Below are 20,293 nucleotides of genomic sequence, written 5' to 3' on the forward strand. Positions count from 1 at the left end.
CCAATTCAATTTGTTTGCCCCGCATCTTTCAAAGCTCCCGCCAAAATTCTTTGAAAGCAACACAATGCCTTATGTACGGGTCGGCAAAAGAAAATGCTCCTTATGCCAAAGCCACAAGGTCTACTTTTCCATTGATTCCTGCAACACACTCGGACTTTAAATCTAGCATGTTTCCCTTATACCCTTGTCGTAGGGCCATGGAATAAGTCGCCCCATCGGTAAGGAACCTTGTGCTTTGCACTTTGTTGGCAGCTTCAAGCTTTGCAGCACGATTAACGGCATCGCCAATCACCGTAAATTCCAGCCGATCACGCACCCCCACCACACCAACACTTACTGGCCCGGCCGCAACTCCAACCCCGATTTCAAAACTCCGCGGCCACCCTGCTGCTTCTATATCAGAGCTTTCTTCTTCAAGGATATGGGCGAGTTCAACACCTGCACGCAAAGCATCAGCTGCATAGGTTTCACTGTCCGACACGGCACCAAAAGTGGCGAGGATGCCGTCTCCTAGAAACTTATCAATTTTGCCACCCTCACCCAAAATCGCCTTTGCTGCCTTCTTTTGATACAGACTCAAAACCCTCATTATAGTTTCAGGGGGGAGCTTGGCGGCGGTTTTGGTAAAGGACCTGATATCGACGACCAGGATTGCTACTTCACGAATTTCTCCGGTGCCTGCTTTAAGCCTGCTTTCAGATTCAACAATGGAGCTTGCCACTTCGGGTGTAAAAAAGCGACTCAGATCTTTCACCGCATTCTTCTGGCGAATGGCGGAAAAAAAAGTCCTGCGCGCTCTAAAGATCGAGAGGGCCAGCAGTGCGGTCACAGAGAGAATAATGATCAACTTATCCAACTCTGCGCCGATCAAAACGGCCTCACCTGTCAGATATTCAACGTAATTGCGTGTGACACGCGTCGCGCCCCCTTCAAACATGAGCGCATAAAACACCAACCCAACCCAACCCAGAGCCCCAAAAACGCCTGTAAGGATCACGTATCTTGGGTCAAAGCGCAGAGCCCTGAGCGAAATAAAGAGGAACAGATACATCAAGGTCGGGGCTTTGAGATAAAAGGTGGGGTGCTGCCCGTATTGAATATGAAACGAGAAAATCAACCCGACTAACAGCGCCACATCGGCCATAATCGACAAAACCAAATACCAGACAGGCAGGGTGGCTGTGAATGAGACGTATATACGGATAAGAGTGAAAACCAGATAACATGAAAAGGCAATGGGGACGAAGTTAAACCCCATGGTGCCCTCAGCACGCGGGGCAAGCGCATACAAAATGGCGAAGAAGATGATCACGCCAAGCTGGACGATACCGATAAGGCGTTCAGAAGCTGCTTCCTGACGCGCAACTTCACGCCGCACACGAATTGGCAGGTCTCCTTCAGGAGCTTTTGGACCAAGGACGCCACGCTTCAGATATTGGATAAAGGTGGGGGCAGGTTTAGTTTGATAAGAGATGCCATGGAACTTCTCACTCAAGTCCACAGTCTGCTTTTTATCTGATCCGCGCTTTTTTGAAGGATCGGAATTTTCTGGACTGCTTCCAACTGCCACCGCTTATCTCCCGTCACACCACATTTTCGTGGTGCTGGTTTGCTCGCAGTTTCATCCAATCTATTGCGAGCGACGGGTGGGTGAACTCAGGGTTTGAACACCATCCCTTCAGATGCCACGATTGCTCGCGGGTGCATCTGCTGGGCAACCAGACCAATCTCGTCCAATTCATCATCCGTGCGCCGCGGATCATGATGAAAGATCACGGGCGTTTTCACGTTAGCGCGCTGGCACGTACTCACCACATGCTCCCATGTGGAATGTCCCCACCCCTTATACCTTGGGTATTCGGCGCGGGTGTACATTCCATCCTGGATTACGACGTCTGCATCGCGGATAAACTCCAGAACAGCTTCATCGTGCGATGCGCTACCCATTTCGTGATCCGTGATGATGCACATGGACTTACCATTATATTCCATCCGGTAACCGCAGGCGCCACCTGGATGGTTTAGCGCAACAGTCTTGATTATCAGCCCATTGTCTTTCTTCAGCGTGTCACCAGCTTTGAAACTTTTAAAGGAAACCGCACTTAGTGTGTTCGCACCTACTGGAAAAATCGGGGGGGACATGATCCGGCAGATGATATCTCTCAGGTCGCAGGGATCGTTGAAGTGACCCGCTTTGGCGGTAATCTTGAAACTTGGATCATACGCAGGCTCAAAAAATGGAAGGCCACATATATGGTCCAGATGTGTATGCGTGAAAAGAAGGTCGATATCCCGGGCGGTTCCCTTCATAATTTCATTGCCCAGATTGCGTGCACCAGACCCACAATCCACCATCAACAGAACATCACCTGCCTGAATTTGAAAACAGGAGGTTTCTCCGCCGTATCTAAGCGTTTCGGGACCAGCCGCAGCCGTTGACCCACGCACGCCCCAAATTTTAAGAGAAAACTCGTTCAAGTCTTCAGGCCTTTCAACTGGGCGCAGGACGAGCCTGCGCGAGTTCTCTTGTTGTCTTTTCTAATCGCAACGCCAGCACACGCATGATTTCAAGCGAAACTTTCGGGAACTCTGCGATGAGTTTCAAAAAATCTTCTTTTGAAATCGCAAGGATATGAGTTACTCCAACCGACCTCAATGTCGCGGTTCTTGGCACATCACACAAAATCGCGATCTCACCAATGATGGCATATTGTCCAACCCTTGCAACTTCGTTTCCATCAACGAACACAGCTACTTCACCTGAAAGAACAACAAAAGCACTGTCTCCATCGTCTCCCTGGTGACAAAGGTCCTCACCATCTTGAAACTCCATGCGATCGCTAATGAATGCAAGAAGGCGGAGTTTGCTGGATTCTAATCCTTCAAACAGAGGAACACGGCTTAAAGCTTGGACTTCTGCATCAATAGTCAATTTTGCCTCTCAATAACCTTGTGAGCATAACTGAAATGACATCCGCAAACTGTGTTATGGCTCACACCATCTCGCCTTTTTCTCACCATAGTTCCAAAGTCTATCTTTCGATAACCCTCCCATTTTCTAGGTGCACTGCGGTTTCAAACTCCTCTGCGACAGCATCATTACTAACCCCAAACAGAAATACTTTCTCTGACATCATCTTTTGCAGGTCTTCTCGCAACGCTTTATCAGCGGCGCTGAGACCGCTTGCCGTTTCATCTAGAATATAGATGTGGGCATTCTTTAACAAAGCACGGACAAGGCAAATTAACCTGCGCTGATGTGAGGAGAGCTTCGCACCTGCAATCCCAACATGGTAATCGAAGGCAGCCCTGCGGATTGGTACGATCAGATCATTATCACGTACAATCTCTTGCAAAATTTTCTGGATTTTTTGTCTTGCATCACGTCGGTCCAACCTTGCGTGGCCGAAAACCAGATTGTCCTCTATACTCAATGTGGTCAGGTAGGTGTCAGGATCAAAGAATTCGAAGCGTGTGTTTTGCCTGCCGACCGCTTCCATGAATTGGGCCCGAGATGCCACGATCTTTTCCTGCATTTCTTCGTCGAGTACACCAAGGCGATGCTTGGCTGGAATGAGCTTCAAAGCCAATGCAATCAAGCGCGCCCTATCTGCAGTTTTAATCCGACTGTTTTGCAGGCCACCTTTATGTTCCTTCACGATACGGTCAAACTCCGGCAGGTCCTCCCGGCTGATGAATGAATAGCGGTTGAGCAAGTCACTGTCTGCGCTCACATCGGCAAACAGCTCAACCATCGTCGTTGCAATTTTCAACCCGATCTCGGTCAAGTGTTCATCCATGCCGCTTTTCTTTAGAAATGCCGAAACCTGCGGGTCATAAGGAAGATGTTCTATGGTCATAAAATGCTCTTTGGGACTGGCAAAGAACAGGTTTTGCGCAAGATTTGCTGATTGGTTGAACTTTTTCGGATCCCAAAACTCGACAAGGTTCCTAAGCTGCGCGTCATCTGTAATTTTGTCGCTGAATGCTCTTCGGGCTCTCAGAAGACTTGTCACAAATTCACATGCGGGATCCTCGCAGTAGCTCTTAGCAATAACAGTCTCAACCCCAAGCAGGTACAGATCGCGCGAGAAGCCTGCCACATTGCAAAGCTCCAATGCTTTATCTTCCAGTTCATGAATGGAGCTAACATTGGCTTGCTCTAAATCTTCCCACCGCGCGCTCAGGTCAAAATATGGATTTAGTGTCATCTCAGCTTCTTTTAGCTGACGCTGTCGTTTCTTCAGGTCACTGCCTTCATATTCAATTTTCTCTTGAGGCCGGTGACGTAAACCATAAAAGAGGTTGTCTCGAATGGTCCCTGTCCAGACATGTAAATGACCGCCCACATAGGCGATCTGCCGGCCAAGTGTTGCTTCAGCCGTGCTTTCAAAACTGGTCTGATTGACGGATACAGAGCCAGAAGTTGGACTTAGCAACCCAGCTGCCATTTGTAAAAGCTCAGCGCGTCCTGACCCATCAACACCTGAGATCGCGGTTGGCTTACCTGGCTCAATTGTTAGGGAGACACCATGCACTTCTTGGCCTGAGCCTACCCCAGACAAACCAAGGTTATCGATTGCAAGAGGGCCAGAGAAGGCGAGAGCTTCATCGTCGAGCAGTCTTTGTTTTTCGTAAAGGTCTGGTGGATCAAAATTCTCAACGACCGTCTGGTATTTAACTGAGACATCAGCAGTCATCTGATAGTAGGTAAGCAATTCTCTCCAGGGGCCTGCCAAATCTTTATAGGCTGCGATGACTGCAATGAGCGCCCCAATGCTAAGCTCCCCTTTAATGACCAGATACCCGCCGATAAAGTAGAAGAAAAACGGAGTGAGCTGGTTCATGAAGTTATTGACAAACTTGATGAAATACTTGCGGTTATAGATATCGAAACGAATTCTGAAGTTGCGGTAGAGGCGGCTCGACAGATCTGCTGAATGCCATGCGGACGTGTCATTGCCGTGAATTTCAGAGATCCCTGAGATACTCTCCCCAACCTTGTCGGCTATCACCCGCACGTTCTTTACGCGTTGGCGCGAGAGGCGCACTACCTTCTTTTGGAGCTTGGGAATGATGTAGCCTTGAACCGGATAAAGCGAAACGGCTGCGAGCCCGAGCAATGGGTCCTGCATGAAGATAAAGCCAACTTGCACGACCAGCATTCCGCCTTGATAAGCAGGTAACGCAAAAGCTTCTCCGATAAACCCGCCAACATCCTCGACCTCAGCGGTAATCATTGGTATGATCTCACCGGAGCTTACCTTCTTAAAATGAGGTAAGCGAAAGCGGAGTACACGCTGAAACAGCTCAAACCGCAACTGGCGCAGCATCCTCTCACCCAGTCTACCCTTGTAGACATTCAGGTAGAGCTTGATGCAATTGCTCACGACGACAAGTACCAAAAATAAAATGCAGAGCGCCGCCAGATATTGAATCTGTCCGAGCTGCATCCCGAAGAAATCAACCGGGAAATTGCTACCTTGAATTGCTTCATTGGTAATTTTCTTAGGCAGATCCAGCAGGATGTAACTCACCGGATAGGACAATAAGGTGACTAGAAGAATCGCCACTTGATAGCGGGCTGAGTTCTTCCAGATGAATTGGAAAAGCGATTTTTCCATATCCACTCCGAAAAGGCCCAGCTCTGGCTCTCTTGAACTGAGGCGATACGATTTAAACTCTAACTAACGCAAAGGAACTTTAAGCTTCTAGATCTTAAAAAATCGGCACAAAACCTCATTTTCTTGGAAAATATGGGGTTCTGTTCTGACGTTTTAGCGTGGATGAGCAGTTTTCGCGGAAAATCGGGCAGAGCCACGTTTGTGTCCAGGTCTAATGCTGAGTCTTGAGCGCAGCGCATGGAATCAAAAGCGTATGACGGTAGTGACGCCCAAAATTCTGATTTACAGCCACGACACGTTCGGGTTGGGGCATTTGCGGCGATGCCAGACTATCGCCCAGTCTCTGGTAGGCGCATTTCCGGAAATGTCCGTTCTCATCCTTTCCGGCTCCCCTATTATCGGCAGCTTCGAATTCCGTTCCCGCGTTGATTTTGTGCGCATTCCCGGTGTGATCAAGCTGCGCAGTGGTGAATACACCTCGCTTTCTTTGCAGCTGGACATCAATGAGACGATCGCTATTCGTTCCTCCATCATTGAGCACACTGCAAAAGTCTTTAAGCCAGACATCTTTATCGTTGATAAGGAACCTCTTGGGTTGCGCGGCGAGGTCCTGCCCACACTTCAATATCTTAAGGGACAAAAAACCCGCCTTGTACTTGGCCTGCGCGATATCATGGACGATCCGTTGGTGCTGAAGGAGGAGTGGCTTCGAAAACGCGTCTACCCGGCTGTGAACGACCTTTACGATGAGATCTGGATTTATGGTCCCTCAGTGATGCACAATCCGCTGGATGGTCTGGGGTTTGACCCATCGGTGATGGGCAAAATTCTATTTACCGGATACTTGCGCCGCTCCATGCCCAGCTCGGCTCAAGACTTTACAGCGCCGTTTGACGGTGCCCCCTATGTACTCGTAACACCGGGTGGTGGTGGTGATGGAGTGGAACTGGTGGACTGGGTGATACGTGCTTATGAAGCACGGCTGCGCCCTTTATTCCCAGCACTGATCGTACTTGGACCGTTTATGAGTAAGGTCGACGTCGAGGCGTTCACAACACGCGCCTCACATCTGCGCGATGTTGAGGTACTTCGCTTTACACCAGAGATTGAACCTTACATTGCTAATGCCACAGCCGTGGTTGGTATGGGAGGATACAATACCTTCTGCGAGATCTTATCGTTCAACAACCCTGCTCTTCTTGTTCCCCGCGTTGTACCGCGCAGAGAACAAGCCATTCGCGCAGAGCAAGCACAAAAACTGGGGCTTGCACAAATGCTTCCAATCGATTCCTACCCTAGCGTTGAGCTGATGGTGAAGGCTTTGGCAAACCTTCCTTTTGCCTCTCCTCCTTCACACGCTCATTCGGAGAACTATTTAGGAGGATTAGACGTAATCAACCTAAGAACCGCTGAAATTATTGGGATGTGTGAGAAGCTTCTCTCCCAGCGACCGAGTAGCGCGGGAGATCCCACATTGACACGTCAAACGGGGTCATGATGAAAGCTGGTCGCATAGCGGTAGTTGTCAAAGGCTACCCTCGCCTTTCTGAGACCTTTATCGCGCAAGAGCTCTTTGGCTTGCAGGAGCGAGGGCTGCGCCAACTTATTGTGGCGTTGCGTCGTCCCTATGATCCTTACATTCATGAGGTTCATGAAAAGATCACTTCTGAGGTCCTGTATCTAACAGAATATTTAAAAGATGATCGTCCTCGCGTGGAACGCGCTGTTGCGTGGGCAAAAAAACAATCAGGTTATGTTGCTGCAAGAAGTCGTTTTGAGGCTGGTCTGAAGCACAAGCGTAATTCTGAACGATTCCGCAGATGGGGGCAAGCATGTGTTTTGGCGCACGAGCTTCCAGAGGACGTGACCTGGATCCATTCACATTACCTCCATAGCCCATGCACGGTCGCGCGCTACGCAGCAATACTTTCTGGTCGGCAGTGGTCTTTTTCTGCGCATGCAAAAGACATCTGGACCACTGAGCGCTGGGAGCTTGAGGCAAAGCTGGCCGATGCTGATTGGGGGGTGACCTGCACCAGGGCGAACCTGCTGTACCTACGCTCCCTATGTAAAACACCAGACAAGATCAGCCTCGTTTATCATGGTCTAGATTTTTGCGGCTTTCCCACTGTCCCTCGGCCTGCGACGCTACGTGATGGAACGAAGAGTGATTGCGTCCAGATAATCTCTGTAGGGCGACTGGTAGATAAGAAGGGCTATGATAACTTGTTACGAGCGTTCAGCACATTGCCGAAGGACATCAACTGGCACCTTACCCATATTGGCGGAGGCGAACTTTCTCAGCCTCTCAAAAAGCTTGGTGAGGACTTGGGGCTTGATGATCAGATTTCCTGGCTCGGCCCTCAACCAAGGGCCGTTGTGCTGGAAGCGCTGAAAAACGCGGACCTATTTGCTCTTGCGTGCCGGGTTTCTAAGACCGGTGATCGCGACGGACTGCCCAATGTTGTTATGGAGGCTCAGGCAATGTCGTTGCCTTGTATTTCCACACGCGTGTCCGCCCTTCCTGAGGTCATAAAGGATAGTGAGACAGGCGTGCTGTGCGCTCCTGACAATGTGAGTTCGCTTGCAAATGCACTGTTGTTGCTCATTACTCAACCCAGTGAGCGAGAGCGAATTGGAATGAATGCCTTTCACAGTGTTCATGACAACTTCAGCGCATCCCCTGGCTTGGATTTTCTGGAAGAAAGATTCTCACAAAGTCTGGAGCCTTGCTCATGAAAGTCGCCTTTACTGCTCCCATGAAACCGCTCGATCATCCAGTTCCTTCAGGTGATCGAACTATGGGACGACTGATTGTGCGGGCACTGGAATTGGCTGGACATAAAGTGGAGGTTGCCTCCACTTTTCGCAGCTGGCGCGCAGAAGGGGGCGAAGATGTAACACGGGAAGTAAAAAAGCTCGCGCTTACTCATGCTCAGGAAATCTCAGAGCAGTGGATTGAACGTGGTGACGTGCCAGATGTGTTTCTCACATATCACCTATACCACAAAGCGCCCGACTGGATCGGCCCGTACCTTTGCGCTAAATTCAACATTCCATATGTTGTGGTTGAAGCCAGCCGTGCTCCCAAAAGACAGTCTGGAAACTGGGCACTTGGTTTTAATGCTGCAGATGCTGCTCTGGCTCAAGCAGATCAAGTGGTCGCACTCACCAATTCGGATGCTCAATGCCTTTCACAGGTGCTGAGCAAGGATGTCTTAACCGTCCTGCCTCCGTTTTTGGAAGAAGCCCGGTTCGAGATCAGCCAAAGCGTCACCAAGGGATCGGCAGACGGGACCATTCGGCTTTTGTGTGCCGGTATGATGCGTGCGGGAGACAAACAGTTTTCTTATATGGTGCTTGCAGCAGCCCTAAAGCAAATTGCAGATTTACCTTGGCGTTTAACAATTGCAGGCGATGGTCCAGCTAGAGCAGAGATCGAGCCATTATTTGATAGGAAGCGCACCGAGTTTATTGGCCTTATCCCATGGCAAGAAATGCCGCGCCTTTACCGTTCTCACGAAATCTTTGTATGGCCAGCTATTCGAGAGGCCTTTGGGTTTGTGTTTTTGGAAGCACAGTCCTGCGGTTTGCCTGTGGTTGGCGGGCGTGTTTTTGGGGTTCCTGATATCGTTGAAGAGGGCACAAGTGGCTTGTTGTCTGACGAAGGTGATGCTTCAGCATTGGCTCAAAACCTTATGTCTCTCATAAAGAACCCGCATAAACGCGAGAACATGGCGGCTGCTGCAGTTGAAAATATTCGCAAAAACCACAGTCTTGAAGCTGGTGCAAGAGGGTTGGACAAAGTGCTTCACGCGGCTTTGGAACGCCACCAGTTTAAGCGAAAAGCGCACGGGGGCAGATGATGAAAGCCTTCATCCATGTTCAGCACCTGTTGGGATCCGGGCATATTGTCAGGGCAGTCGCGCTTGGAAAAGCCCTTGTTCGCCGCGGTATTGCAGTAACGCTGGCGACAGGGAATGTTATTCCCGAAACAGTGGACTGCGAAGGTATGACCGTGGTCAAGCTGCCAGCTGTGCGTGCAGCAAGCGCCAAATTTGATGCTTTACTGGATGCAAATGGCACGCTCATTAATGAAGCTTGGTGGGAAGGGCGTATTGCAGCGACGTTGTCTGCCTTCTCATCGCAGCATTTTGATCTTTTGATCACTGAGACATATCCGTTTGGACGTAGAATGTTCTCTGCAGAGATGACACGCCTGTTGGAACAGGCAAGCGCTGAGCCCAAGCCCCCTTGGGTTGTGTGTTCGGTTCGCGATCTCCTCGTACGTAAAGATGAAAGTTGGAAAGAAGAATGGATGGCCTCGCAGGCTCTTGCGTTTTATGACCGCATTCTCGTCCACTCAGACCCACAACTCATTACCTTTGAAGAGAGCTTTCCCTATGAGCACAGAGTGAGTTCGCAAATTCGCTATACCGGTTACATCAGCGATGACCGGGCAACCAGTACCACCTCCTGTGATGGCAAAGACGAGATCATCGTCTCATGCGGGGGCGGGGCTGTTGGCTCTGCCCTCTTGCGCGCAGCACTTTCCGCTTCAAACCATATGCCAGCAAACCTAAGCCATAAGTGGCGTATTCTGGTTGGGCAAGACATCCCAGAGGAGGAGTTTGGCGAGCTCTCCAAAAGCTCGTCTTCCCAGCTTATCATTGAACGTGCCCGGAAGGACTTTCCAGCTTTATTGAGGAATGCAAAGCTGTCGATCTCCCAGGCTGGCTACAACACTGTGGTTGATATCCTGCGTGCTGGTATTCCTTCTGTATTGGTTCCCTTTGCACAAGAAGCAGAGACAGAACAAACACAGCGCTCGCTTAGCTTGATGAAGCATCAACGCGCCGTGGCTGTTCCGGAAAAAGTGCTCAACGCGAAGACCCTTGCGCAAGCTGCACAAAAAGCTCTTTCACTCCCTGTTGCTAACCTTCACGTTGCCCTCAATGGGGCCGAGATTTCTGCTCAGGTTTTAGCAGCCGACCTTGGAATACAAACTCCAACAGATCATACACTTGGGATCATCTGGGAAAGGAACATTTCTCGTGACCTCTAGTATCGCCCCCCAATCAGATTTTTATCGGGATGTGTATTTTCAGCCTATTCAAAGACGAACAGATTTTGAGAATAACCTTACAAAACACCTCGACTGGTTTGCCGAACGCGGGCAAACTGTGAATATGTGGTGGCGTGATGATGATGCCGTCTCCCCCAGCCCTGAGCTAGAAGAACTGCTTGTTTTTTCAGAAAAGTTCAACGTTCCTATCTCACTCGCTGTTATTCCAAAATTTGCGACACAAGCTCTCGCCCAGCGGCTCAAATCAATGCAGACCGTTCATGTTGTTCATCATGGTTGGCAACACGTGAACTATCAGGACAAGGGGCGCGGAGAAAAGGCGAGCGAATTTGGGCGGCGGCGATCTTCTCATGACATGCAGGTGGAGTTGCTGGACGGGGAAGAGATATTGCGCGACTTGTTCGGCGCACTATTTGTCCCACTATTTGTGCCGCCATGGAACCGTATTGCCCCGCTAGCTGTGCAACTTCTCAAACAACAGCGAGGCTATGGTCTTTCTGCTTTTACTTGGATCAACCCTTTCAGAATTCCGCAAGTACAAAGCCATATTGATATTATCAAGTGGAAAAAGAATAAGCAGTTTTGTGGATGGGGAGCGGCAAAAAAGCGGTTTGACCTGCAACTGTGCCGACGCCGTACCAATGCTAAGGAACCTCTTGGATTACTCACCCATCATCTGGATCATGGCGAGGGATGCTCTGAGTTTTTGGAAGTCTTTTTGAAATTGACTTGCGAACACCCCGCAGTTGTTTGGCGTAGTTCCTATGAGCTTTTAGAGGAAGCGCGGCGCGAGGTCAGCCTTTCCTTCGGGCAGGTGTAACAAGGCGAAGTTTCCAGCCAATGTTCTTAGAAAAAGAGGTTAACTCCAGATCATCCAGCACCTGCCAACGTTCTTTGATGTCGGTCTCCTCCCAGATCCTTTTTATAGTCCTGTTCGCCCCAGAGCCTTTCCGCGCTGGGGAATACATTGAGATTACAATCACCCCATTATCTTCAAGAAATTCAGCGTATCGATTGAGCTGACCCTCGGGCTCCTCACAAAAATAAAGAACCTCGTTAAAAACAATCGCAGAGTAATTTGCGCCGACTTGGGGCAAGAAGCTCTCAAGGTCACATTGTTGGAGCTGCGCCTTTGTCTGCTTTAATGCTGTTTGTGACAGCGCGGCTTCAGAAAGGTCAACGCCACAATATTTGCCCAGTCCACGGGCCTTTAAGTGATGATACAAGATTGCTTCACCACAGCCAACATCAAGTACAGAACGCAGTGCAGCCGTATGCGTAAGCCAGGCAGTGAGTATGCCGTAGCGTGCAGCCTCCTTAACATCATTTAGGAAGTGCCAGCGACCTTCACCACATTGATGATCCCAATCCTCGGATGTTTCTTGCATTTAAGTGTATACTCCAATTACTTATAGGGATCAGCGGCATCACGCAGTCCGTCTCCCAAGAAGTTGAATGCCAGCACGACAATGATGATTGGGATGACGGGAGCCATTAGCCATGGGTAGATCGTCACAACCGAGATATTTTGAGCTTCATTCAGCAAAACACCCCATGATACAGCTGGTCGACGCAGCCCAAGGTTAAGAAAAGACAAGGCCGTTTCGCCAAGGATCATGGCGGGGACCGACAAGGTTGCAGATGCAACCAGATGACTCGTGAAACCAGGAAGAAGATGTTTGAAGATGATACGGCTCGGGCTGGCTCCCATGAGGGCTGCTGCCTTTGCGTACTCTTCTTCGCGCAAGGAAAGCAGCTTGGACCTAACCGCGCGTGCGAGACCAGGCCAATCCAGCAAACCAAGGATGACCGTCAAGCCAAAGTAAATCCAGACGGGAGACCATGTTACGGGTAGTGCAGCTGATAAGGCCATCCAAAGCGGTAGCTCAGGCAGCGATCGCATGATCTCGATAACGCGTTGGATTGAGTTATCAACCCAGCCACCGAAGAAGCCTGCTAGCCCACCCAGCAAGACACCAAGCACCATCGATATGCTCACCCCAATAAGGCCAATGGTGAGTGAAAGCCGAGCACCGTACACCAATCCTGAGTATTGGTCTCTCCCCAGCCTGTCCGTTCCTGCAATAAACAGTGTGCCCTCTTTTGCAGGACAAACGACATGTAAACTGGCAGAGAACAGGCCCCAGAACTTGTAGGGTTCCCCTTTACAAAAAAAACGTAGTTTATGGATTTGCGTGGTGTCAGTTTCATAAGACCACTTAAGATTTTCCAAATCCACAGAAGAACTTAGACCGTAAACATATGGCCCAACAAACCTTCCGTCATGGAATAAGTGAATGGCTTGTGGCGGTGCAAATAGGAAGTCAACGTTGCGTTTGGCCACGGGGTAAGGGGCAATTATTTCTGCGAAGGGCACGCACAAGTAAAAGAAGAAAAGGATGATAGCTGATACAACGGCTAGTTTATGCTTGCGAAACTTCCACCAGATAATTTTCCATTGTGGTGCCTGATAGTACCTCTCCTGCTCTTTGGTTAGAACCTCCACCTCGCGCGGGTTGAATCCCTTGGGGTTGACGTAATGCTCAACCTTATTTTTGTCGTGCTTATCGGGGCTCATTGCCGCCCCCCTTCTTTACCAAGGCGAATGCGAGGATCGAGGTATCCAAGCAAAATGTCTGAGACCCACATGCCTATCAAAGTCAGAATGGAAACGAAAAGAAGGATGAAACCTGCAAGGAATTGGTCCTGAGATTGTAGCGCACCTAAAAGCACTGGCCCTACGGTGGGGAGATTCAAAACAACAGAAACGATCACCGAACCTGAAACGAGTGAGGGGATTAAGTTCCCTATATCTGCAATGAATGGATTGAGCGCAACGCGAAGAGGGTATTTGATGAGGAGTTTACTTTCCCTCATCCCTTTGGAGCGAGCTGTGGTGACGTATTGTTTATATAGCTCATCCAACAAGTTAGCACGTAACCTCCTGATCATTGCTGCAGTGCCGGCGGTTCCTATAACGATCACTGGTACGACCAGATGGGCCAGCACGGACAGCGCTTTTCCTCCGCTCATGGATTTGCCGATATACTGCTCTTGCATGATCCCGCCCACTGACAGACCAAACCAGCTGTTCGCCAAGTACATTAAGACCAATGCAAGCAAAAAGTTAGGCGTCGCGAGTCCTAGATAACCAATAAGCGTAAAGGTGTAGTCCCCGACCGAGTATTGATGGGTGGCGGAATAAATTCCGATTGGAAAGGCAACACAATAGATAAAGACGATCGTTGCGAGGTTTAGCGCGATTGTGAGCGGTATTGTTGGACCGACGACCTCTCCCACTGGCTGGTCATACTCAAAAGACCACCCCCAGTTGCCTTGTAATAACCCGTCAAACCCATTGGGGCCGGGCCAGGCTCCGATCCATATGCCATAACGTTCAACAAATGGGCGATCGAGTGCGAACTCTTTGCGAAGAAATTCAAGCCGACCTATGGAGGCGCTTTCTCCCGTTGAGCGCAGCATTGAGATTTGGTTGGAGATATAGTCTCCTTCCGGCAGTTCTATGATGAAGAATATTAGGAAACTGATAGCGAACAGCGTTGGTATCATCACCAATAGCCGCCGCACCATGTAATCGAGCACCCGCTTGCCTCTCTTTTCTCACACCATTCCTGACAAATGTAATGGAGCACTCTTGGGTTTCCCTGAGAAAATCTAATCAGGTTTGAGAGGCTCAATTAGCGGCTGTTTAACAGTAGGCCTGCAGCAATGAGTTTACTCGTCTTTATGAGGCAGCTGATCAGTAAAAAAGAACAAGTCCATACGATGGATGCCAAACTGGGCTCCAGGGTCCCAGCCGTAGATGCCTTCTTCAGGCACATTGCGGAGGCCCTTCACCACCACAGGCTGACGTACTCCATTAACCAGGCCAATATGGATGGTTTCTTCAGCATGGATCTGTAGCATTTCCTCCCAGATCTTTTCACGTTCGTTGAAACTGCCACTGACCAGCCAGCCGTCAAATAAGTCAATAAGCTGAATTGCAGGTGGCCAGTCCGGCTTCACGCCCGCTTGTCCGTCACTCACATAGTAGTTGCCCCAAGGTGCCCAGGAGAGGAAATCCTCACGTGTTGGTGCATAATCGAGCGGAGGCATATCAGCCGTTGGCACCCCGTTTTCAAAACCAGACCAAACAGACATCATCAGCATCCCAGAGAGCGCACGTGCTCGAATGGTATCTCGCTGGCTGGGGCGAATGAAGGCTGAGACTCCGATCTCCTTCCAGGTTTCGGCAACCAGTTCCAACGCATCGTCTTGCTCTGATCGTTCACCTGTGATTTCGATAATCAGCTGCAATGGACGGCCATCGTCCAAGAGGCGGATTCCATCCCCTCTGCGTTCGGTCAGACCAATGTCGTCCAGCAGTTTATTGGCCAGTTCTGGATTAAATTCAGCCCAAGCTGTTCTGAAGTGCGGCCGGTAGAGCGGAGATATGTCGAGGACTGTATCATTTCCTGGACGTCCTAATCCTAGATAGAGCACTTTGTTGACCAGCTCTCGATCAATTCCCAATGAGAGAGCATGACGGAACCTTCGGTCCTGCATAAGTTTTCGCCAAGCTGGGTCTTTAATGCTGAGGTTTGGAAGTATAGAAATCTCAGAGCCTTTTGAATTAAGCCACAACCTGGTTTCATAATCCTGCGTTTGCTCTCCGCGCTTTAGAACCGAGATATCGGAGAACCCCAGCCCCTGTGCCTGAAGGTCACTTTCGCCAGCCAGCGTCTTTGCCGGTATGAGCTTTCCATCCGCCACATTCATGATAACGCGATCTATGTAAGGGAGTTGCTGGCCGGCGTTGTCGATGCGATGGAAGAAGGGGTTGCGTTCCATCACGGCACGGCGCTCACCTGAATCAGATCGTGGGACCCATGGCTGCAACGTGGGGATGGTTGGGTTTGTTGCTCCATACATGTCATCAAGCCGGTTGAACAAAGGAGCCCAGCCTCTCACCTTTTCGATGCGTGCGATTTGTCTGATAAACTCGGGGTTTCCATAGTTTATATGGAACTGTTTTAGATAGGCTGCCGGCCGGTAGATGAAAGGTGGTCTTGCTTTTGCCAGAGTTTGTAAAAAGAGTGGATTTGGGGTATCCCAAACAAAGCGAACGGTGGTGTCATCAATAACGGTGAACGTCGGTCCCTCCCCATCAACGAGCATAAAACCAGGCAAGCCAATTGGGTTGAGTGCTAAGTTGAGTGCAACATCTTCGTACCAGAACCTAAAGTCTTCAGCTGTAAAGGCGTTGCCGTCTGACCACTTGTGCCCTTCACGAATATTAAGCGTAAAGGCCTTGTCGTCTTGATTGTCTACACTTTCCAAAATATCTGGCTTCAATTGCAAATTGGTGTCGTAGCCAACCAGTCGGGCATACCCCCATACGTTAATAAGGCGCACGTCTTTGGGCCGCGCAATGAGTGTGTGAAGTGAACCGCCCTGCACTCCAATCTCGCGTCCTATTTTTTCAGGATAAGTGATGAGGGGCTCTTTGGGAACACGCTCAGCAACGGGAGGCAGACCAGGTGGAATATCCGGAGTTTCTTTCAAAACGATCGCGGAGGACTGCGCAGAAGAGAGCAGTATACTTGCCAAACAAATGAAAGGAAGCAGGCCAAGGGGCTTCATATGTGGCCTCCCCCCCAGCTCTCTGCGTCACGCATCGCTTCCATACCCGGTGCACAGACCCAATGATCCGTCTCCATTTCAATCAAAAATGGTATGATTGAGTATTGGATACGGAACGGTGAAGGCCATTGTGCAGGGTCAGAACTACCAGCGCCCTCCAATGCGTTGAAGTCCAATTTGTGCTCCAATGAAGGTTCAGGTACTGCTTTGAGTAATGCACGTGTATAGGGGTGAAGCGGGTTGTCTATGACTTGCCGTGTTGGCCCCACTTCAACAACTTTGCCCTTACACATGACTGCAACGCGGTCAGATATATAATCAACAACGGCAAGGTTATGGCTGACAAAAACATAGGTCAGCCCCAGTTCATCCTTCAGGTCTTTCAGCAGGTTTAGAATCTGCGCTTGTACAGAGACGTCGAGAGCCGAAGTAGGCTCATCGCAGATCAGGAACTCGGGATAAAGCGCCAATGCTCTGGCGATCCCGATGCGTTGGCGTTGACCACCAGAAAAGGAGTGCGGATAGCGGCGCAAATACCGCGGAGACAATCCGACAAGATCAATAAGCTCTCTGATGCGCGCAGCCTGACTTACGCTGTCTCCCATACTATGAATAATTAGTGGTTCCTGCAGGATCTCATTGAGCGTGCGGCGTGGGTTTAACGAGGAAAACGGGTCTTGAAAGATGATTTGCGCACGTTTTCTGTATTGAAAGAGTTCAGCCTCTGAAAAATCCCGTATATCGCGTGGACCATCTTTTGTGGTGTAGGTGATTTTGCCTCGCGTTAGAGGAAAGGCTCTCAGCATCGCAAGGGAGGCAGTGGTTTTTCCTGACCCAGATTCCCCAACCAGCCCAAGACACTCGACGCGGCGAACTGTAAGGGCCACGTTGTCGAGCGCGGCTGTCATGCCTCGCTTCTTCCTGCCGCGCTGGTTCTTGAAGGCAAAGCTTTTACAGACCCCTTCTAGCTCAATGAGAGGAGTACCCCGGAATGCTTGAGTTTTGCCGTTAGAGTGAGTTGGAAGGTCTATTGGATGGGTGCGCGGCTTGATCGGGCGGATGGGAACGAGCCGATCTTCTGGGTCCATGGAGAGCGATGGCACTGCGTTGAGCAGCGCTTTCAAGTAGGGATGTTGCGGGTGTAAAAACAGGTCTTCGACGCTGCCTTTTTCCATGATCTCGCCATTGTAAACGACAACCACTTCATCAGCCATATTGGTGACAACACCAAAGTCATGAGTGATCATCAACAAAGTCATGTTCAACTCTGCTTGCACTTCTTTGATTAGTTTCAGGATCTCCGCCTGAATGGTGACATCAAGTGCCGTTGTCGGTTCATCAGCAATCAGCAGCGAGGGCCGGCAGATAAGTGCCATTGCAATAAGCGCGCGTTGTCTTAGTCCGCCAGAAAGCTCAAAAGGGTAAGCGCGGATAGCACGCTCTGGCTCTGGAAAATGAACCAGCCTCAGCATGTCCTTTGTCAGTTCAAAAGCTTCTTTTGAGCCAACATCGCGGTGCAGCCGCGCGGCCTCGCTAATCTGATCGCCTATGGTGTGGAGGGGGGACAAGGACACCATGGGCTCTTGAAAGATCATTGCAATTTGTTCGCCGCGGATCGCGCGCATGGACGAGCCTGCCGGGTCTTGCTTTGCAATGTCTATAATTTCGCCATTTGGCCGGTTATCGCGAAAGAGAATTTGGCCAGCGGTGATTTTTGCCTTGGTTGGCAAGATGCCCATCACAGCCCTTGATATGACAGTCTTGCCCGACCCAGACTCGCCGACGAGTGCCACACACTTGCTCTCAGGCACGGTGAAGGACACGTCTCGAACAACGTTTTGGTGCCCTTCATCTCCTCGAAACTCTACCGTCAATCCTCTGACGTCAAGCAGGTTCACGAGTGTCCCTTCCTCATTGATCTATTGCAGGTATGCGCAAGCTAATATTTTGCGGCTGTTACAATAAAACAGGGCTTTCTTTCAATGAGGTTGGGATTCCAGACACACTTAAATTAAACTAGAAAACAATGACGATATTATTCTTCGTCGCACATGGTTGAGTTGAGTTGCCATACCTCAACTTTCCCTTTACGCCCTCGAATTTCGTAGCGGCCACGGCACGTCAGGCTGTCAGGGTGATGTGCCTTTTCAACTGTTTCACCGCTCACCAGAACGCACGCACCCTTAAGCGAGGTCATTGATGACCCCAGAACTTGCAGACGGTTACAAACGTTCACAGCGTCGCCAACGATGGTATAGTTCCAACGCTCTACCGCACCTACATTGCCAACAATGACCGGGCCTGTGTGAATTGCAATGCGAACGTGCAGCGCATTTTCCGGCTCGGCCTTGTTTGCCTCATGAACTGCCTTCACAATATCCTCAGCTGCCGCGATTGCTCGCTCTGCATGGTCTTCCATCTCATTTGGCGCACCCCAAAAGGCGAGCATCCCATCTCCGATGAATTTATCAACCGTGCCCTTATGAGCTTCAACGGCAGACACCAGTAGCTTGAAGTGCTCGTTCAAAAGATTGGCAACCTCCCCTGCACTTCGGTGCTCTGAAATGGAGGTGAACCCTTCAATGTCGGTGAAGAGGATCGTAAGTTCCGCTTCCTTTGCTTTGGCAGCCTGATCAATACCCAATACCATCAACTTGGAATACAGCGACTTTGGAATGTAGCGGCTCATTGCCCGCAGGCCGTTGATACTTGTATTCATTGCAGTGGTTATCTGATCAACTTCGCGGATATGACTGCGCGGTAAAGGTTCAAGGTGATCGAACTCCAGTGCACCAAATTTTTCAGCCCTTCTGGCGATGGCTTTCAGGGGCGACGACAAGCGGCGTGCAAAGAAAATTGCCACGAGTGCCGAGAGGAAAACGACAGCAATACCTGCAAAAATTGAGTTACTCAGACGTGAAAATTCATCATAACGCGAGTTGGCAAGCTGGTACTCACCAACATAATACACTCTTCCATCCTCTGATGTGAGGCGTTGTAAAACGAGCACATATATATCTTCCCCGTCATTGATCAGGCGCAGTTCGACCCCTTGTTTGCGGGCACGCTGACTAAACGGTTGAGGTTTACTTTCCTCAAGCTTGGCCAGCACCGGGTCACCAAACGTGGACACATGAGAAAGAAGATTATGTTGTTGCAGCTCGTTTATGGGAGACGCGTAGGCTAGCACGTTGTTCTGACTGGTTAGGATGAATCTGGTGACGTCTTCATCAACACCTGGAGGGCCGAGGTTATCTGCGTTTGATGATGAGAGAATTGCGCCAACTCCCTTCATCGTGATGATTGCAGAGACATAGGCTATTGTCTCGCCCTCAAACTTTATTGCACTGCTGATAGTCGAAAACGGATCTTCGCTACCTGCAAAGAACTCTCCCCAAAAGGGGTCTGTCTGGCTTTTCGTATATCTGACTTGCAGATTGGTAAATTGAAAGAGAGGCTGCTCGGGTTTGAAAGAGACCAGCTCTTTCTTATCTGCATCGTGTTTCAGGCCCCACAGAGTTCCATCGGGTAGGGAAAGCACCAGTCCATCGATGCTTTTCACCCCGAACAACACACCTCGGAAGGTCTGTTTTGCACGAAAGATAGCGTTTTTCGCACTGGGCTGTTCTTCCGCGTAGGTTTTGATTGCATAGACCGAAGAAAAAGCCGGATTGAAATAGGCGCCCAACGCATTGTTAATTGCCTTGGTTGACATAATCGATGCTTTTTCGACTAAACTACGCGTTGTCTTTAAGTTCGTCAGAACCGACATGTACAGCACTATGCCGCCACACAACGTTACGACCGTAACGAATGTAATCGCGACAAGCCATGTCAGCGATAATTTGTAGTAGCAACGCAGAAGGCTGACGATACTGCGCTTTATCCTGAACCAGAGTTTCAAGCTGTGTTTCCACCTGTACTAGGAATGCAAATGCGT

The 20,293-nt window shown here is 49.9% G+C and carries 15 protein-coding genes; 5 read left to right on the forward strand and 10 right to left on the reverse strand.

The features are described from left to right. Nucleotides 1-100: 100 nt before the first annotated feature. From BMZ51_RS01950 to BMZ51_RS01965, 4 genes are all read right to left on the reverse strand, one after another. Entirely contained in the window at nt 101-1,570 is a 1,470-nt protein-coding gene (locus tag BMZ51_RS01950; protein WP_068003202.1) for an adenylate/guanylate cyclase domain-containing protein, read from the reverse strand. Between the two features lie 86 nt (nt 1,571-1,656). Then, a complete protein-coding gene (locus tag BMZ51_RS01955; RefSeq protein ID WP_068003198.1) occupies nt 1,657-2,478 on the reverse strand; it encodes an MBL fold metallo-hydrolase in 822 nt (273 codons plus the stop codon). Nucleotides 2,479-2,491: 13 nt separating this feature from the next. After that, a complete protein-coding gene (locus tag BMZ51_RS01960) occupies nt 2,492-2,932 on the reverse strand; it encodes a cyclic nucleotide-binding domain-containing protein (RefSeq protein WP_175484980.1) in 441 nt (146 codons plus the stop codon). Nucleotides 2,933-3,032: 100 nt separating this feature from the next. After that, a complete protein-coding gene (locus tag BMZ51_RS01965; protein WP_068003194.1) occupies nt 3,033-5,624 on the reverse strand; it encodes an ABC transporter ATP-binding protein/permease in 2,592 nt (863 codons plus the stop codon). Nucleotides 5,625-5,877: 253 nt separating this feature from the next. Between BMZ51_RS01965 and BMZ51_RS01970 the strand changes: the two genes are divergently transcribed. Genes BMZ51_RS01970 through BMZ51_RS01990 form a run of 5 tightly spaced genes read left to right on the forward strand, consistent with a single transcriptional unit; the run spans nt 5,878 to nt 11,530 of the window. Beyond that, nucleotides 5,878-7,122, forward strand: a complete 1,245-nt coding sequence (locus BMZ51_RS01970) for a glycosyltransferase family protein (RefSeq protein WP_068003367.1) — start codon at nt 5,878-5,880, stop codon at nt 7,120-7,122. Continuing rightward, nucleotides 7,122-8,363 (forward strand): glycosyltransferase family 4 protein, encoded by a 1,242-nt coding sequence (locus tag BMZ51_RS01975; RefSeq protein ID WP_068003364.1) that lies wholly within the window; start codon nt 7,122-7,124, stop codon nt 8,361-8,363. Before BMZ51_RS01970 ends, BMZ51_RS01975 begins: the two co-directional genes overlap by 1 nt. Continuing rightward, entirely contained in the window at nt 8,360-9,490 is a 1,131-nt protein-coding gene (locus tag BMZ51_RS01980; RefSeq protein WP_068003191.1) for a glycosyltransferase family 4 protein, read from the forward strand. The genes BMZ51_RS01975 and BMZ51_RS01980 overlap by 4 nt, the downstream gene beginning before the upstream one ends. Next, entirely contained in the window at nt 9,490-10,689 is a 1,200-nt protein-coding gene (locus BMZ51_RS01985; protein ID WP_068003188.1) for a glycosyltransferase family protein, read from the forward strand. Before BMZ51_RS01980 ends, BMZ51_RS01985 begins: the two co-directional genes overlap by 1 nt. Further along, nucleotides 10,679-11,530 (forward strand): polysaccharide deacetylase family protein, encoded by an 852-nt coding sequence (locus BMZ51_RS01990; RefSeq protein WP_068003184.1) that lies wholly within the window; start codon nt 10,679-10,681, stop codon nt 11,528-11,530. The genes BMZ51_RS01985 and BMZ51_RS01990 overlap by 11 nt, the downstream gene beginning before the upstream one ends. Here BMZ51_RS01990 and BMZ51_RS01995 read toward each other — a convergent pair. The 6 genes from BMZ51_RS01995 to BMZ51_RS02020 form a co-directional block, all read right to left on the reverse strand. After that, nucleotides 11,505-12,098, reverse strand: coding sequence for a class I SAM-dependent methyltransferase (locus BMZ51_RS01995; RefSeq protein WP_068003181.1), 594 nt, complete (start codon nt 12,096-12,098; stop codon nt 11,505-11,507). The two genes, BMZ51_RS01990 and BMZ51_RS01995, sit on opposite strands and share 26 nt — an antisense overlap. Before the next feature lie 17 nt (nt 12,099-12,115). Further along, complete coding sequence (locus tag BMZ51_RS02000) at nt 12,116-13,288, reverse strand: ABC transporter permease (protein ID WP_068003177.1); 1,173 nt, start codon at nt 13,286-13,288, stop codon at nt 12,116-12,118. Next, the gene (locus BMZ51_RS02005; protein WP_068003174.1) at nt 13,285-14,313 is read right to left on the reverse strand and encodes an ABC transporter permease; all 1,029 of its coding nucleotides are present in this window, start codon (nt 14,311-14,313) and stop codon (nt 13,285-13,287) included. Before BMZ51_RS02005 ends, BMZ51_RS02000 begins: the two co-directional genes overlap by 4 nt. Before the next feature lie 132 nt (nt 14,314-14,445). Next, the gene (locus BMZ51_RS02010) at nt 14,446-16,353 is read right to left on the reverse strand and encodes an ABC transporter substrate-binding protein (RefSeq protein ID WP_068003171.1); all 1,908 of its coding nucleotides are present in this window, start codon (nt 16,351-16,353) and stop codon (nt 14,446-14,448) included. Continuing rightward, nucleotides 16,350-18,251, reverse strand: a complete 1,902-nt coding sequence (locus tag BMZ51_RS02015) for a dipeptide ABC transporter ATP-binding protein (protein ID WP_068003168.1) — start codon at nt 18,249-18,251, stop codon at nt 16,350-16,352. Before BMZ51_RS02015 ends, BMZ51_RS02010 begins: the two co-directional genes overlap by 4 nt. A gap of 137 nt (nt 18,252-18,388) precedes the next feature. After that, nucleotides 18,389-20,257 (reverse strand): adenylate/guanylate cyclase domain-containing protein, encoded by a 1,869-nt coding sequence (locus tag BMZ51_RS02020; protein WP_068003165.1) that lies wholly within the window; start codon nt 20,255-20,257, stop codon nt 18,389-18,391. Nucleotides 20,258-20,293: the final 36 nt, after the last annotated feature.

It is taken from the genome of Pseudovibrio axinellae, from assembly GCF_900110875.1.
GTDB classification, from domain to species: domain Bacteria; phylum Pseudomonadota; class Alphaproteobacteria; order Rhizobiales; family Stappiaceae; genus Pseudovibrio; species Pseudovibrio axinellae.

Excerpts from the sequence above, each read along its gene's own strand:
- BMZ51_RS01965 (WP_068003194.1), bottom strand. The coding sequence starts at position 5,624 with ATGGAAAAATCGCTTTTCCAATTCATCTGGAAGAACTCAGCCCGCTAT.
- BMZ51_RS01970 (WP_068003367.1), top strand. The coding sequence starts at position 5,878 with ATGACGGTAGTGACGCCCAAAATTCTGATTTACAGCCACGACACGTTC.
- BMZ51_RS01975 (WP_068003364.1), top strand. The coding sequence starts at position 7,122 with ATGAAAGCTGGTCGCATAGCGGTAGTTGTCAAAGGCTACCCTCGCCTT.
- BMZ51_RS01980 (WP_068003191.1), top strand. The coding sequence starts at position 8,360 with ATGAAAGTCGCCTTTACTGCTCCCATGAAACCGCTCGATCATCCAGTT.
- BMZ51_RS01985 (WP_068003188.1), top strand. The coding sequence starts at position 9,490 with ATGAAAGCCTTCATCCATGTTCAGCACCTGTTGGGATCCGGGCATATT.
- BMZ51_RS01995 (WP_068003181.1), bottom strand. The coding sequence starts at position 12,098 with ATGCAAGAAACATCCGAGGATTGGGATCATCAATGTGGTGAAGGTCGC.
- BMZ51_RS02000 (WP_068003177.1), bottom strand. The coding sequence starts at position 13,288 with ATGAGCCCCGATAAGCACGACAAAAATAAGGTTGAGCATTACGTCAAC.
- BMZ51_RS02010 (WP_068003171.1), bottom strand. The coding sequence starts at position 16,353 with ATGAAGCCCCTTGGCCTGCTTCCTTTCATTTGTTTGGCAAGTATACTG.